A 15,784-nucleotide genomic window follows, 5' to 3' on the forward strand; every position below is an offset into this window, starting at 1 on the left:
GTTTCGGATATTTCATGGAAAAGCGCGCCGTTTTCAAAAGCACATGGTTGCCGCTGCTGTTCGCATTGCCGCAGCTGGCACTGATCCTCCTGTTCTTCTACTGGCCCGTGGCGGCGGTGATCAACTGGGCCTTCACCCTCCAGCCGCCCTTCGGCGGCGCGGCAGAATTCGTTGGTTTCGCCAATTTCCAGGAAGTCTTTTCTGATCCATTCTACTGGCATTCCGTTACCGTCAGCCTGATCTTCGCGACCGTCGGCCCCTTCGTCGCCATCCTCATCGGCCTCACCCTGGCGCTCTCCGTCGACCGCCAGCTTCCCGGCTCCGGATTTTTCCGGGTTCTGTATATCCTGCCCTTCGCCATCGCAGGTCCCGCCGCAGGCATGGCCTTCCGCTTCATCCTGTCGCCGGAACGCGGGTTGGCCGCTTCACTCAACGCCGCCTGGCCAGATATCTGGAACCCGGCGAAATACGGCGAACATGCACTGGCGCTCGTCATCGCCATCTTTATCTGGAAATGGGCGGGCTACACCTTCATCTTCCTGTTTGCCGGCCTGCAATCCGTGCCCCGTTCGCTGACGGAAGCTGCGGCGATGGATGGCTCCGGCCCGATCCGCCGCGCCATAGACATTCAGGTGCCGTTGCTCGCACCCACGCTGTTCTTCCTGATGGTGACGATGATGACCGAGGGTTTCGTCGGCCAGGACACGTTCGGCATCGTGCATTCGCTGACAGCGGGCGGCCCCAACCGCGCCACCGATGTGATGGTTTACCGCATCGTCACCGAGGCCTTCGAAGGGCTGAACTATTCCGGCGCCTCGGCACAAACCATCGTCCTCATCGGCCTCATCATGGTCTTCACCTTCATCCAGTTCCGCTTCATCGAGCGGCGCGTCCATTACAAGTGAGGCCTGAGAGATGATACAGCGCACGCCCTATGCCGACGCCTTTACCTATGTGGTCATGGTCGCGGGACTTCTGCTTCTTATCGGCCCCTTCATCGTGGTATTGGCAGGCGCCAGCCAGACGGTGCAGCAGGTGAACCACACGCCCTTCAGCTTCATGCCGCAGGGCGAGCTTTTCAAAAATCTCAGCACCGCCTGGAACCGCGCCAATCTGGGCAACGCCATGTTCAACAGCCTGGTGATGGCCTCGCTCGTCACAGCGGGCAAGGTAGCCCTTTCCGCTCTGACCGCCTTCGCCATCGTGTTTTTCCGCTCGCCGCTGAAACACCTGTTTTTCTGGTCCGTCTTCATCACGCTGATGCTGCCGCTCGAAATTCGCGCCGTTCCGACCTATGCCGTGGCAGCGGATGTGTTCCAGCCGTTCCGTTACCTTATAGCGCTGGTGAGCGGTGTCGAAGTCAACATCGAATGGAACCTGCTGAATTCCTATGCGGGCCTGTCGCTGCCGCTTGTCGCCACGGCCACCGGCACCTTTCTCTACCGGCAGTTTTTCATGACCCTGCCTGATGAACTTGCGGAGGCGGCGCGCATGGATGGCTCCGGCCCCGTGCGTTTCTTTTTCGACGTGCTGCTGCCGCTCTCGCGCACCAACATGCTGGCCCTCACCACCATTCTCTTCGTCTCCTCGTGGAACCAGTATCTGTGGCCGCTGCTGATGGTCACCGATCCCTCCTACAAGACGGTGATGATGTCGTTGCGTGCCCTTTTGCCTTCGGAGGACGGCACGCCGGACTGGAACGTCACGCTTGCCGGTTCCCTAATCATCATCATGCCGCCGCTTCTCGTCGTGGCGTTCCTGCAACGCTGGTTCGTGCGCGGTCTCGTGTCATCCGACAAGTGACGACGCGACGCGTGGCTCTCAACAACAAGGTTATTAATATCATGGCTCAGATCGATATTCGGCAGGTCCGCAAATCCTATGGCAAGACCCCGACCCTGCACGGCGTGGATCTCACTTTCGAAACCGGCGAATTCGTCGTCATCCTCGGCCCCTCGGGCTGCGGCAAGTCCACACTTCTGCGAATGATCGCCGGGCTGGAGGATATCACGTCGGGTGAAATCGCCATTGGCGGGCGCGTCGTCAACACGCTGGAGCCGCGCGAGCGCGGTTGCGCCATGGTGTTCCAGAACTACGCGCTTTATCCGCATATGACGGTATCAGGCAATATCGGTTATGCGCTGAAGGTCGCAGGCGTTCCCAAGGCTGAACGCCTGCGCCGCATCGAGGAAACGGCCAAGATCGTTGGCCTTTCCGACTATCTCGAACGCAAGCCTGCCGCCCTTTCCGGTGGCCAGCGCCAGCGCGTGGCCATGGCCCGCGCAATCATCCGCGAACCGCAGGTATTCCTGTTCGATGAACCGCTGTCCAACCTCGATGCAAAGCTGCGTGTGACGATGCGCGCCGAAATCCGCAAACTGCACCAGCGCCTGTCGGCCACCTCCGTCTTCGTCACCCATGATCAGGTGGAAGCCATGACGCTGGCCGACCGGCTGGTGGTGATGAACAAGGGCAATGTGGAGCAGGTCGGTCATCCGCTCGATATCTATCACCGCCCCGCCAGCACCTTCGTAGCCTCCTTCATCGGCTCACCGGCGATGAACCTGTTCAACACGCGGGTGGAGGTCGAATCTCCATCCGTCATGCTGGGCGGCCAGCCGGTGAAACTCTTCCCCGAGACCGCGCTGGAGCTGCGCGGGCGCGACGTGACAGTCGGCATTCGCCCTGAACAATGCCTGGTCAGCATCGAGGGTGCGGGCGTGCCCGCAACCGTGGACTTTGTAGAAGAGCTGGGTTCCGGCCGCATCGTACATGCGGAAATCGCCGGCGAAACTTTCTCCGCAGCCATCGGCGAAGATCTGTTGGTCAAACCCGGCCAGCGCATCCACTTCGAACTGCCCCCGGCCCATCTCCACTTTTTCGATCCGGCCACCGGCAAGCGCATCGAAACGGAGGGTGCCATTGAGACAACCCGCATCGGCAACGAAAAGCTGCTGGCAGTTTGATGGCGGACGTTTGAGCACGGATCAGTCCGGCGCGGTTTGGGGGTGTCCCAACCACGCCGGATTTCCAAACGACGTTTTCGATCTCGAACTACGATTTCGAAATCATCCAATACATTAGCTATATCGACCAATATTCTGAATTTGCGCCATTTTCTCACTAGAATAATTGCGCGAAATACGTCGAAATTTGCTTGGCGATCACCACGGGAAGCACATCGCCTGCCGGATATTACGTCAACACGATGAGGCAAACCCGTTGCAGGCAAAGCGATCTTGCGAAATGAATGATTTCAGGAAAAATCTTTCTGTTTGGAAATCATAATCGCAATAGTCTTTGCCGCACAGAGCCGCCAGCAAGGCTATCGTCGCGATGAGGACCGAGCCGGTCTTCGATCCTTGGCGGCCGACAGACAAAACGCTCGGGTCAAAACTTCAACGAAAGAGTGAAGCCCAATGGCAAACGATCGCAAACTGCACCTCGGCGCCTTCATGCGGCCCGTCAGTCTTCACACGGGTGCGTGGCGTTATCCCGGATCCTTCCCGGACGCGAACTTCAATTTCGGCCATCTGGCGCGATTTGCGCAACAGCTTGAAGCCGCGAAATTCGATGCATTTTTCATGGCCGATCATCTGGCGGTGCTGAACATGCCGACGGAAGCACTGCGCCGCAGCCATACCGTCACGTCTTTCGAACCCTTCACCCTGCTTTCGGCGCTCGCCGCCGTCACCTCCCGCATCGGGCTGGTTGCCACCGCTTCCACAACATTCGATGAACCCTACCACGTAGCGCGGCGTTTCGCCTCACTCGATCACCTCAGCAATGGTCGCGCCGGCTGGAACATCGTCACCACAGCAAATCCGGATGCGGCGCTTAATTTCGGCCGGGACGAACAGCCTGACCACACGGAGCGTTATGGAAGAGCGCGGGAATTTTACGACGTCGTTACCGGGCTGTGGGATTCCTTTTCCGATGATGCCTTTCTCCGGGATGTCGATAGCGGGTTGTTCTTTGACCCTGAAAAAATGCATGTGCTTAATCACAAGGGACCGGAATTTTCCGTGCGCGGTCCGCTCAATATAGCGCGTCCGGTGCAGGGCTGGCCCGTCATCGTTCAGGCCGGGGCTTCAGAGCCGGGGCGCCAGCTTGCAGCCGAAACTGCCGAGGTCGTTTTTGCGGCAACACCCACGCTTGCGGCGGGAAAAGCGTTCTACAGGGACGTCAAGGACAGAACCGTTGCGGCAGGCCGTTCCCGCGACGGCATTGTCATCCTGCCGGGCGCTTTCGTTCTGGTCGGCGATAGCGTGGAAGAAGCCAAGGCCAAACGCGCCAGGCTCGACAGCCTCGTCCATTATGAAAGCGCGATAGCCTCGCTTTCGATTGCGCTCGGCCACGATGCTTCGAGTTTCGATCCCGATGGCCCCTTGCCTGACATTCCCGAAACCAATGCAAGCAAATCCAGCCGCGAGAGGGTGATCGAACTTGCAAGGAGCGAGGGGCTGACGGTGCGCCAGCTGGCGCAGCGGCTGGGTGGCTATGGGGGTCTCGCATTTGTCGGCACGGCAAAAACCATCGCTGACGAGATGGAACAATGGCTATACGAAGAGGGGTCGGATGGCTTCAACGTCACCTTCCCGTTCCTGCCTGCCGGACTTGACGATTTCACGACCCTGCTTGTGCCCGAACTGCAAAGGCGCGGCCTGTTCCGAAAGGACTATGAGGGAACGACATTGCGCGATCATCTCGGTTTGCAACGTCCGGCCAATCGTTTTTTCCCTGAATAACGCGCCGTCGCGCCGATCCGGCCAGCGGTAGGGAGATTTTCCACGCCCGCCCTGAAGTTTGGGATGAGGTTCCAGAAGGCTGGATTGACCTCATAAACGCCGGCCCATACCATTTAAATACACAAATTACATAAATTAGGTACACTATTATGAAGGCTAAACATTCTCGCCGCCAGATCCTGAAACTCAGCATTGCCGGGGCTCTCGCAGCACCCTTTGCCACGGGCAGCGCGCTGGCCCAGAGCTCACATGAGTTTCCTGCTGAGCTGAAGCTGGATTGGGGATTTTACTCCTCACACACGCTGCTGATAAAGAACAAGGGCTGGCTTGAGGAAGCGTTCAAGGATGTCGGCACCAAGATCACCTGGGTACAATCCCGCGGAAGCAACAATTCGCTCGAATTCCTGAAGGTCGGCTCGACGGATTTTGCCGGTTCGGCAGCACTTTCCGCATTTCTGGCCCGCGCCAATGGTGTGCCGCTGAAGGTGATCTATGTGGCAAGCTGGGGCGGTTCTTCCATCATACAGGTTCGCCCGGATTCGCCGGTCAAGACCGTCGCCGATCTCAAGGGCAAAACCATTGCGGTCACCAAGGGTACCGCGCCTTATTTCACCCTCCTGCGCGCCCTTGCCCAAAACAAGCTTTCGATCAATGACCTCAAGGTCGTGAACCTGCAGCATCCGGAAGGATTCAACGCGCTTCAGCAGGGACAGGTTGATGCATGGGTCGGCATCGATCCACACACATCCCAGGCAGAACTTGCCGGCGACAGGGCGATTTTCGATGAGCGTAGCTGGCGCGACGGCAGCGTCTTCAGCGTTTCCGAGGAGTTTCTGGCGAAATACCCGAAAGCGGTCGAACGCCTCCTCGGTGTCTGGGTCGAGACACAAAGATGGATCCGTGAAAACAACGGCGAATTCATCGATTTCGTCACGAAGGTCACCGGCAACGATCCCCAGATCACCAAGCTGACGATCGAAAAGCGCGACTGGAAGGATCCTGTTCCAGGCGAGGAACTGCTGAACTCGATCCGTATCGTGACCCCGTTGCTCGGCGACGATGTGCTGCGTCCTGGCGTCAATGTCGACAGCGTCCTTTCGTCGCTGATCGATCCGGCACCGGCGAAAAAGGCGCTGGGAGCATGAATTCTCATCCGCGCGAATTTCAGCGCGTGAAGCAGACTGCGAAACAACTCCCTTCCCGACTGCCGTTGGTGCAAAGAGTGGGGAATTTCCTGGGAAGGTTCGACCTGCGCGGCGCGATAGTGCCGGTCGGCTCATTGTTGCTGCTGGAATTCTTTGTGCGCGTGGGCTGGGTAAGCCCCTATGTGCTGCCGCCGCCCTCCGAGCTTTACGACACGTTTCTAAGGCTCGCCGAGGGTCCTTTGTGGACGAATGTCGCAGCCAGTACCGCCCGTGTCTTTGTCGGCTTCGTCATTGGCTCCCTTCTTGCAATCGTCGTCGGTTCGCTGGTCGGGCTGGTCGTTGCCGCCGAGCGTTACCTTGAACCGACGTTTCAGGCGCTACGCGCGGTTCCGAGCCTCGCCTGGGTGCCGCTGCTGATGATCTGGTTCGGCATTGGCGAAACCTCGAAAATCGTACTGATCGCCAAAAGCGCGTTTTTCCCTGTTTATCTCAACCTCTTCTCCGGCATCAGGAATGTCGACCGCAAGTTGGTGGAAGTGGGCGAGATGTATCGCCAGCCGTTGCCGGTGCTGGTTTGGCGGATTTTCATTCCCGCCTCCTTGCCTCATCTGTTCACGGGCTTGCGTTACGGCCTGTCGCTGGCCTGGCTAAGCGTTGTCGCAGCGGAACTTCTGGCGGCTTCCGAGGGCATCGGCTACATGCTATCCGATGGGCGGGAACTCTCCCGACCCGATCTGGTGATGATAGCGATTATCTGCCTTGCCGTCCTCGGCAAGATTTCCGACAGCCTTTTCAAGATAGTCGAGGAACGTTGCCTCAGATGGCGCGACACTTACCCCCTTCAGCAAGGAGGGCGCCTGCGATGAGTTTGCTCAATGTCGATGTTCGCGAAAAAGCCTTCGGAGACACGGTTGTCCTTCAGGATATTCACCTGACGCTCGGCGATGGTGAAGCGGCGGTTCTTCTCGGACCAAGTGGGTGCGGGAAAAGCACCTTGCTGCGCATCGCCGCCGGCCTCGACCGGCATTTCTCAGGCGCTGTGAAGGTTCAGCAGGCAAAGGAAGTTCAGGCATCGGACTCACCGCCCATCGCCTTTGTCTTTCAGGAACCCCGCCTGATGCCGTGGCTGACAGTTGCCGAAAACATCGGTTATGCGGCCGGCAAGAAATATGATGTCGAGCGGGTAGAAGGACTGATCAACGATGTGGGCTTGAGCGGCCATGGCGACGCGCTACCGAAAGCCCTTTCAGGCGGCATGGCGCAGCGTGTCGCCATAGCAAGAGCGCTCTATACCCGGCCGCGCATCTTGCTGCTCGACGAACCCTTCAGCGCGGTCGATGCTTTCACGCGGATGAAATTGCAGGACCTTGTCCTGAAACTCGTCGAACAGCGCGGCATTTCCTTCCTGCTCGTCACCCACGATATTGACGAGGCGCTTTATCTCGGTGACCGCATTTACATGATGGGTGCCCATGACGGCCGTATCCAGCAGCGGATAGAAGTGGACGAGCCGCGCCCGCGCGACAGAAGGTCGCCGCAACTCGCCACCCTCAAGAACGAGGTGCTGACTGCCCTGCACAACGCCCACGTCATCTGACTGGCACCGGCATCTTTCTCCGCCCTCACCCTTTCACGCCGGACGAAATCATGATGGCTTCCGTCACGCGCCGCTGGAAGATGACGTAGGCGACGATGACCGGCAGAGCCGCCAGCATGGCAATCGCCATCAGGCGTGCATAAACGATGCCGAAGGTGTCGTTGACCTGCGTGATGCCGACGGGGATCGTCATCATGTTTTCGGACGTGATGACGAGGAAAGGCCAGAAGAAGGCATTCCACACCGTAATGAAGGTCACGATCGCCATGGCGGTCGTAATGCCCCAGTTCAGCGGCAGAAACACCTTGAACAGGATCGTGTATTCGCCGCCACCATCCAGAACCACCGCCTCCCGCATCTCCTTGGGCACGCTGTCGAAGAACTGCTTGTAGACGATGATGACGATTGGCGTGATCAGCTGCGGCAGGATGATGCCCGCCCAGGTATTGATGAGGTTGAGGTTCTTCATCAGGATGAACTGTGTCACGACAAGCGTCTGCGCGGGCACCATGAAACTCGCGAGCACGATGCCATAGAGCAGTCGCCGTCCCGGAAAGCGGATCTGCGACAGCGCATAGGCGCATAACATCGAAATGATGAGCACAGAGACCGTGACGATCGCGGCGGTGCCAATGGAATTCACGTACCAGGTCAACAGCCGCGTATTGAAGATGGCATTCACATAGGCACCAAGCTGGAACTCATCAGGCAGTAGCGACGTGTTGCCCGCAACATTCTCGTCCGAGCGCAACGACGTCACGAACCCCCAGTAAAGCGGGAAAATCCATACCAGTGCTGCCGAAAATGTCAGCAGGGTCAGGATGACGTTCTCAAGTCTTTTGGTCAGGCTCATGAATTCCTCCGGATGCGTAGCAACTGGAACTGGAGAACGGATACGATGACGATCAACAGGAAAAGCACGGTCGCCACGGCCGATGCATAACCGCCATTGTTCATCTGGAAGGCTTCCCGGTAGACCTTAAGGAGAAGCACGAAACTGGAATTGAAGGGTCCGCCGCCGCTCAAGAGGTAGATCTGGTCGAATATCTTCAGTTGCAGGATCAATTGCAGCGTCAGGATCAGCGCGGTCACCGGCCACAGAAGCGGCCATGTGACGCGCCGGAACTTTTGCCATGTCGTTGCGCCATCAAGAGCTGCGGCCTCATAAAGCTCGGTCGGAATGTTTCGCAAGCCGGCAATGAAGAGCAGAACGTTAAAACCGTTCGTCCACCAGATGGTGACGACAGCGACCATCGGCATGACCCAATTGGGGTTCTTGAAAACCGCGACCGGTTTGCCCGCCAGCAACGAAATGACCGGTTGGAGAATGCCGAACTGCAGGTCGAGCATCCAGGCCCAGATTTCGGTGACGACCGAAACCGGCAGGACATAAGGCAGGAAAAACAGGCTCATGGCGATTGTCTGCTTGATGCCGGACAATCGGCTGACCGCAAGCGCAATCAACAGGGCGATGACCGTTGTTGGCACCACCGTCAGCAGCACGAAATAGCCGTTATTCTTGAGCGAGGTGACGAACAGGCGGTCGCTCAGCAATTTTATGTAGTTCTGCAGGCCGACCCAGTTGCCATCGCCGATCAGCGGCGCATCCGTGAAGCTGATGCGTATCATCTCGATCAGGGGGTAAAGAAAGAACGTGGCGAAGACCACGATGAATGGCGTCACCATCGACAGTGCGATCAGCGACTTCTTGCGCCGGTTTTCAATCATAGCCATGGAATGCCTCCGGGACCTCCCGCATTGCACGCTGCCCTCCGGCTGACAGCCAGAGGGCAGTCTCGGATTACTTGAGCTTGCCCTGAAGCTCGGACTTGATCTGCTCGACCGCATCCGCGCCGCTCATGTAGCCCTGGATGGCCGGAGCGATGATATTAAGCGCCGCATCGTAAGCGGGTGAGGCAACTCCGGTAATCGTGGTCTTCGGATCGAACACTGCCGCCTCCGCCAGCGAGGCATATGTGGCATTCGGCTGCATCGCCTTGTATTCACTGCTTTCGGTGATCGATTTATAGGCCGGAATATGCCCCGCATCGGCCCAGCTGATGGCGTGTTTTTCCATCCAGCCAATAACCGTCATGACAGCGGCGCGTTTCTCGCCGGAAACGGTCTTGTCACCCTGGTTGGGGATCGCAAAGGCGTGCGAATCCGCCCAGGTGGCGCGCTTGCCCATGAAAGGCGGAACTTCCACAGCGCTCCATTTGAAGCCGAGCTTGCCGTTCTTTTCCAGATCCTTGTAGGTCGGAACTTCCCAGACGCCATTAAGCTGGAAGGCGGATTTGCCAGCGGAGAAGAGTGCAACGGACGCAGGATATTCCGCCTGCTCGGGCGCCCATCCGTTTTCCCGCCATTTCGACATGGTATCGATCGCTTTGGCAGCCTTTTCGGCATTGTCGCCGGCAAGCACCTCGTTATTGGTGACCAGCTCGCCGCCCTGTTGTGAGAACAGTGTATAAAAGACACGCCAGACACCGGCTTCGCCACCCGACTGATAGGTAACCGGCGTCTGAACGCCCTTGTCCTTCGCCCAGGCCAGCGCCTTTTCGAAATCCTCCATCGTCTTGATACCGGTCAACTTCCCCTCGGCATCGAGATAGGGAGACCCTTTCAGAAGATCGGCGTTGTAATAGAGAATAAGGGCATGGATATCGAACGGCACCGCATAAAGCTTGCCGTCGTGGGTTGCCGCTTCGACGGGTGCGCTGAAAAAGTCGCTGGTCTTCAACCCGCCATCATCAAGGTCTTTTGTGGTAATTTCGCTCAATACTTTTTCATCAAGGCCGAGCGGCGCGCGCGACAGGTGATAGGTCATGACATCAGGCCCCTCACCCACGGCGGACGCCGTGCGTACCTTGGTATAGAACGGAACGCCCCACTCTAGCGTCGTTCCCTTGATCTGAATGTCAGGGTGCTCCTTGTTGAAGGCAGCAATCAGGGCTTTCATGCGCACGCCGTCGCCGCCCGACAGAAAGTCCCACCAGACGATATCCTGCTTCGCCAGTGCCGGCAGGGCGCTCAGGCCCAGAACCGTACCAACAAGCAATGTCTTGATCAGTCGCATCGTTCACTCCTCCCGTTTGTTGGAAACACCCCGTTCAAGGGGCGGTCTGCTACTGCATCGAAAGGCGCCTCCTCGCGCCTATCGCAACCTTTTGCCGTCGCTGCCGAAAACCATGATGTGATCGGGCGAAGCACTCAGTGAGACGGACCGGCCATCCAGCCGCTCGCGCGAGCCCTGCCGCTGCACGACAAGTTCTTTCCCGGCACGCGTTCGGGTATAGAGATAGGAAAGGTCTCCAAGCTCCTCCGCCACCTCGACATTGACAGGCAAAGCACCCTCTTGCGTGATCGCCAGATGCTCGGGCCTTATGCCGATTTCGACCCGCTGACCGGGGGAAACCGGATGCGAAAGCCGGGCTTCGAGGTGCTTTTCACCACCTTCAGGCGCAAGCATAACGATGCCGTCCCGCTGCCCGACGATGTCGGCAGCAAGGAAATTCATCGCGGGCGATCCGATGAAGCCAGCGACGAAACGATTGTCCGGATCGTCGTAAAGGGTGAGCGGCGCACCGGCCTGTTGCACGATGCCGCCCTTCAGCACGAAAATCTTGTCCGCAAGCGTCATGGCCTCTACCTGGTCATGCGTGACGTAGATCATCGTGGCGCCGAGCTTGCGGTGAAGCCGGGTCAGTTCCAGCCGCATCTGCACGCGCAGTTCCGCATCCAGGTTCGACAGGGGTTCATCGAAGAGAAACACCTTCGGCTGTCGCACGATCGCGCGGCCTATGGCCACGCGCTGCCTCTGGCCGCCGGAAAGCTGTGATGGCTTCTTGTGCAGATTGTCCTCGAGCTGGAGGATGCGGGCAGCTTCCCCCACTCTCTCATTCACCTCCGCTTTCGGCCGGCGGGCGAGACGCAGGCTGAAAGCCATGTTCTCGAACACCGTCAGATGCGGGTAAAGCGCATAATTCTGGAAGACCATGGCAACGCCGCGATCCGCCGGCTCGACAGCGGTGACGTCGCGCTCGTCGATGGCGATGTGACCGCCGCTGGTTTCCTCAAGACCGGCGATCATGCGCAACAGGGTGGATTTTCCGCAACCGGATGGCCCCACGAAAACCGCGAAGCTGCCCGTCGGAATCTCCATCGAAACGTCCCGGATGGCTGCAAAGGAGCCGAAGGACTTGGCGATATTGCTGAGACGGACACCCATCACCGCCTCACTGAACCTTCACGCGCAGAACATGATAGGACAGCGCCGGCACGGAGCCTTTGAGCGCCCCATCCTCGACACCAATGCCGCTGCCCGGCACCGGCACGACGCGGTCAGGTTGATCCGGACCGTTGCCGATCCTCAGATCATATCCCGCCATGGAAAGATGCAGGCTGAGTGACACAGGCGAAAAGCCGGTGAGACCGACATTGAGCTCTGCTGCTTCGGTCAGATGACGATTGAGGACAAACAGCGTCACCACGCCCTCGTCCTCATCAAACACGCCGGCGACATCGAGATATTTGACGTCATCGGCCGCGTTGCAGTCGTAGGTCGGGCAATCGACGGCAATGTTCAGTGCAACGCCGCGACCATAAAGCGAGGCGAACTGATAGGGATAATAGATGGTCTGGCGCCATGCCGGTCCGTTCTTTTCAGCGCGGATGGGGGCGATGACATTGACGAGCTGGGCAATGCAGGCGATGCGCACCCTGTCCGAGCGACGGATGAACTCGTTGAGCAACCCGGCCACGAAGAGAGCATCCTCGAAATTGTAGGTCTCCTCCAGAAGTGCAGGCGCTTCCGGCCAGTCCCAGCTCTTGATGCGTTTACCGTCGTCTTCGCGGATATGGTACCAAACATTCCACTCGTCGAAGCAGATGGAGACATCGTTCTTGGCGCGCTTCTTGGCTTTCACGTAATCGATGACACCGGCGATAGTCTGAATGTAGCGCCCTGTTTCTTCGATCTTGCCGAAGTAATTCAGCGTGTCGCGGCTGTTATTGCCGAAATATTTATGCAGTGAGATGTGGTCCACATTCTCGTAGCATTCTTCCAGCACCTCGCGCTCCCATTCGGGATAGGTCGGCATGCCGTCGTTGGAACTTCCGCAAACGATTGCCTCGATGGTGGGGTCGAAACCCTTGAAGGCTTTCGCGGTTTCGTTTGCCAGCCGGCCATACTCCACCGCCGTCTTGTGGCCAATCTGCCAGGGGCCGTCCATCTCGTTGCCGAGGCACCACATCTTCACGCCATGCGGCTTTTCGGCGCCGTGGCTGCGGCGAAGGTCGCTAAGCTCGGTGCCGCCGGGAAAATTCACGTATTCGAGAAAGTTGCGGGCATCATCCAGACCACGGGAACCGAGGTTGACGGCGAGCATCATCTCGATGCCTGCCATCGACGCCCAGTCTGCGAACTCATTGACGCCGATCTGGTTGGTTTCCTTGGAGCGCCATGCAAGATCAAGCCGCACGGGCCGTTTGTCACGGGGGCCGATGCCGTCTTCCCAGCGATAGGCCGAAACGAAGTTGCCGCCGGGATAACGGATCGCCGGAATCTTTAGATCCTGCACGAATTTCAGCACATCCTTGCGAAAACCGTTTTCATCCGCCTGCGGATGGCCGGGCTCGTAAATCCCGCCATAGATCGCCCGCCCCATATGTTCGATGAAGGCGGAATATAGGCGATCGTCGATACGCCCAATCCGGAAGTCCCGGTGGACTGAAACCCGCGCTTTCATAGGCTCTCCTCCCATGCGCATTTATATCTTAAAATATGATATAAACCATATTTCATAATATAGTTGCCAATGGAAGCCGCGCCTGTCAACCGCGAAAATCATACTTTATGAAATTGGCCCGATCAGTCTGCGGTGCGCAGACGCAATACGATGTCCTGATCGTAATTCCCAAAGCCCCGGCCGAAGATGTTGAGCCCGCCCGGATGCTTTGCATCCGCCTTTACCTCGATCCGCAGACGGATTGAGCGGTGGCTGGACAGATCTATATCCGCAAGCGTCACATCGGAAATGCGCGTACCATCGACATAGGTTCCCTGGGCAGTAATGCGCCAGGTTTTAAGCATTCCATACTGCGAGCCGGACAGTTTCCACCAGTCGGGCGTAAACGTACCGCGCTTGTCGCCGAAATCCCCGGGCGAGGTCCAGACCCCGATCTCCTTGCCGTTGACGGAGAGGGTAATGTCTGACGGCCAGTTGCTGTGCGTTCCTGGCACCTCGGAACTGACCTCCATCGAAAACTCGACTTCCTCGACGTTTCGCCCCTGTATCTTGGCATTATTGGGGAATTGGTACTCAACATGACCCGATGTGAACCACAAAAGTGCAGTCTTCATGCGGTCGGGATCCATGAAGGTATCAGGGACATCCAGAAGTCCGATAATGCCCTCCGGCGAACAGATGCCGCAAGGCGCGGTCACCGAACTCTGCGTATAGAGGCCGAGCGGCATGGCGACGGCAATGTAGTTGGATACAGCCGGCGTCTCGGGGCTTCGAAACGAAACGATAAGCTCGTCGCAGGTCGCAAAACAGATTTTCTGGCTGCCCTTGCGCGCCTTGCGCGTTTCGGTTCGCAGCAGCCCCGCCTCTTCAAGAACGGTCACACCGGCCGACACGGTGGACTGGGGAAGGTCCAGCCTCTGCGCGATCTCGTTGACATTGAGACCGTTGGCCTCGTGCAGCAGCTTCAATATCTGCACACGGATCAGCGACGCCGCCGCCTTCAAAACATCGAATTCTTTTTCAGCGTCAATAAGTAGGAAATTGGGAGCCATTGTCTAATCTTCAGATTTAGCGATCTAGATCAGAATTTCTGGCTTAAATATTTTATGCTGTCCAGCATTGTTTGTCGTGTCGATATATTCAAAGTCAGACACGCAAGGAAGGATTGCGAATGGAGGCAGCGCAGGCGGTTTCGATACCGCATGCGCTGCCTCTTTTTCCTTACCCGCGCTTGCGCAACGTGCGGGTGCCGGTATCGACAAGATTCTGCGCTGCCTCATCCACAGTGGCGCGGCCAAAGGCGAGTGAGTCGGCAATCGGACGCATTACCCCACGGTCGAACTCATTGGCGCCGATGGGGGCAGGCTCCGGATAGGTGTCGAGCTTGCCGGACAGGCTCTCGATGTAATCCACCGTCTTGCGTTCGGTCTCGTTGAGGCTTGGCAACACAGCTTCGCGCACCTTCTTCGCCGGCGGCACGCCGCGTTCGACGCCGAGAACCTTTCCCGCTTCCAGATCGTTGACAAAGAAGTTGATGAACTTCGCCGCAGCTTCCGGAGTGGTGGAGGTGGACGAAATGCACCAGATAAGCCCCGGCCGGTAATAATGCCCGGTCGGTTTTCCCGGTCCCTCACCCGGCAGCATGCCAATGGACAGCGTCTTCTTGTTGAGCGCCTGGTAACCGACAAGCTGGTTGGAATAGGCAAAGCCGATTGCGGAATTGCCAAGGGTCAGCGCGTTGGATTCGATGGTATTGTCATCGCGCGTCTGGATATCGGCAGAGACGCAAAGCTTGTTCTCGCGCAGATCCTCCCAATAGGCGAACCATTCCTTGGCATCTTCCTTGTTGAAACCGATGGTGCCGTCCTGGAACAGGAGCTTGCCGCGCTGGCGCAGCCAGACATCGAAGACGTAGTGATAACGGGCACCATAGGGCACCGCCCAATAATTGCGCCGCGCCGGAGCGTTCTTCTTGAAATCGCGCGCCAGTTCCGCCAGCCCCTTCCAGGTGATCTGCTCCTTCGGCACGGAGACGCCGGCCTCCTTCAGCGTCTCTGCATCATACATCATGCAGAACGAATTCAGCCCGAGACCGACGCCGTAAAGCTTGCCGTCGATGCGGCAAAGATCCACTTCGCTTTTGCCGAAATTGGAAAGATCAAGCGACGAGCCGACAAACTGGTCAAGTTCCATGCAGGCCCCACGGCCGGAATAATCGGCAATGGTGGAAGGCTCGAGCTGAAAGATATCGGCGACGTTACGTCCCGCCATGGACGTCGCAAGCTTGGTCCAATAGTCGGAACCGGCGATCATCTCGCCGCTGATGACCGTTTGTGGATCTGCCTTCTGGTAGAGGGCAATCACATCATTGGTGCGCTTGTTGCGGTCAGCCGAACCCCACCATACGCAACGAAGCCGGGTTTCGGCCGCCATCGCGCGGAAACCGCCCGCCGCCGCGCCAAGACCTGCCAGTGCCGCCGTCACCAAAAATCCACGTCTATCGATAGTTTGCATCTGCTCCTCCCGCGTTTTGCAAATTTCTCACTT

At 58.0% G+C, this 15,784-nt stretch carries 14 protein-coding genes; 7 read left to right on the plus strand and 7 right to left on the minus strand.

Going from position 1 to position 15,784, the window contains the following annotated elements:
- Positions 1-14 precede the first annotated feature (14 nt).
- The 7 genes from G6L97_RS14680 (at position 15) to G6L97_RS14710 (ending at position 7,490) form a co-directional block, all read left to right on the plus strand.
- Positions 15-905 carry a carbohydrate ABC transporter permease gene (locus G6L97_RS14680; RefSeq protein WP_003517818.1) on the plus strand — a complete coding sequence of 297 codons (891 nt, stop codon included), beginning with the start codon at positions 15-17 and terminating at the stop codon, positions 903-905.
- Between the two features lie 10 nt (positions 906-915).
- Positions 916-1,803 (plus strand): ABC transporter permease subunit, encoded by an 888-nt coding sequence (locus G6L97_RS14685; RefSeq protein ID WP_003517820.1) that lies wholly within the window; start codon positions 916-918, stop codon positions 1,801-1,803.
- Between the two features lie 41 nt (positions 1,804-1,844).
- Positions 1,845-2,966 carry a sn-glycerol-3-phosphate import ATP-binding protein UgpC gene (locus tag G6L97_RS14690; protein ID WP_025595982.1) on the plus strand — a complete coding sequence of 374 codons (1,122 nt, stop codon included), beginning with the start codon at positions 1,845-1,847 and terminating at the stop codon, positions 2,964-2,966.
- 453 nt (positions 2,967-3,419) lie between these two features.
- Positions 3,420-4,748, plus strand: a complete 1,329-nt coding sequence (locus G6L97_RS14695; RefSeq protein WP_003517825.1) for an LLM class flavin-dependent oxidoreductase — start codon at positions 3,420-3,422, stop codon at positions 4,746-4,748.
- Positions 4,749-4,897: 149 nt separating this feature from the next.
- Positions 4,898-5,893: an aliphatic sulfonate ABC transporter substrate-binding protein gene (locus G6L97_RS14700; RefSeq protein WP_174003192.1), complete on the plus strand. Its 996-nt coding sequence runs from the start codon at positions 4,898-4,900 to the stop codon at positions 5,891-5,893.
- Positions 5,890-6,759 (plus strand): ABC transporter permease, encoded by an 870-nt coding sequence (locus G6L97_RS14705; protein WP_003517829.1) that lies wholly within the window; start codon positions 5,890-5,892, stop codon positions 6,757-6,759. Before G6L97_RS14700 ends, G6L97_RS14705 begins: the two co-directional genes overlap by 4 nt.
- The gene (locus tag G6L97_RS14710; RefSeq protein ID WP_019566446.1) at positions 6,756-7,490 is read left to right on the plus strand and encodes an ABC transporter ATP-binding protein; all 735 of its coding nucleotides are present in this window, start codon (positions 6,756-6,758) and stop codon (positions 7,488-7,490) included. Before G6L97_RS14705 ends, G6L97_RS14710 begins: the two co-directional genes overlap by 4 nt.
- 25 nt (positions 7,491-7,515) lie before the next feature.
- Here the strand turns inward: G6L97_RS14710 and G6L97_RS14715 are convergent, their stop codons facing one another.
- The 7 genes from G6L97_RS14715 to G6L97_RS14745 form a co-directional block, all read right to left on the minus strand.
- Entirely contained in the window at positions 7,516-8,343 is an 828-nt protein-coding gene (locus G6L97_RS14715; protein ID WP_019566447.1) for a carbohydrate ABC transporter permease, read from the minus strand.
- Positions 8,340-9,224 (minus strand): carbohydrate ABC transporter permease, encoded by an 885-nt coding sequence (locus tag G6L97_RS14720; RefSeq protein ID WP_003517835.1) that lies wholly within the window; start codon positions 9,222-9,224, stop codon positions 8,340-8,342. The genes G6L97_RS14715 and G6L97_RS14720 overlap by 4 nt, the downstream gene beginning before the upstream one ends.
- A 67-nt stretch (positions 9,225-9,291) precedes the next feature.
- Entirely contained in the window at positions 9,292-10,566 is a 1,275-nt protein-coding gene (locus G6L97_RS14725) for an extracellular solute-binding protein (RefSeq protein ID WP_019566448.1), read from the minus strand.
- 78 nt (positions 10,567-10,644) lie between these two features.
- On the minus strand, positions 10,645-11,718 hold the full coding sequence (locus tag G6L97_RS14730; protein WP_019566449.1) for an ABC transporter ATP-binding protein: 1,074 nt from the start codon (positions 11,716-11,718) through the stop codon (positions 10,645-10,647).
- A gap of 7 nt (positions 11,719-11,725) precedes the next feature.
- Positions 11,726-13,237, minus strand: coding sequence for an arabinosylfuranosidase ArfA (arfA, locus tag G6L97_RS14735; RefSeq protein WP_013761387.1), 1,512 nt, complete (start codon positions 13,235-13,237; stop codon positions 11,726-11,728).
- Positions 13,238-13,359: 122 nt separating this feature from the next.
- Positions 13,360-14,289: an ArsR/SmtB family transcription factor gene (locus G6L97_RS14740; RefSeq protein WP_019566450.1), complete on the minus strand. Its 930-nt coding sequence runs from the start codon at positions 14,287-14,289 to the stop codon at positions 13,360-13,362.
- A gap of 169 nt (positions 14,290-14,458) precedes the next feature.
- Positions 14,459-15,751, minus strand: coding sequence for an ABC transporter substrate-binding protein (locus G6L97_RS14745; RefSeq protein WP_019566451.1), 1,293 nt, complete (start codon positions 15,749-15,751; stop codon positions 14,459-14,461).
- Positions 15,752-15,784 lie beyond the last annotated feature (33 nt).

Origin of the sequence: Agrobacterium tumefaciens, from assembly GCF_013318015.2 — a bacterium.
Classification (GTDB): domain Bacteria; phylum Pseudomonadota; class Alphaproteobacteria; order Rhizobiales; family Rhizobiaceae; genus Agrobacterium; species Agrobacterium tumefaciens.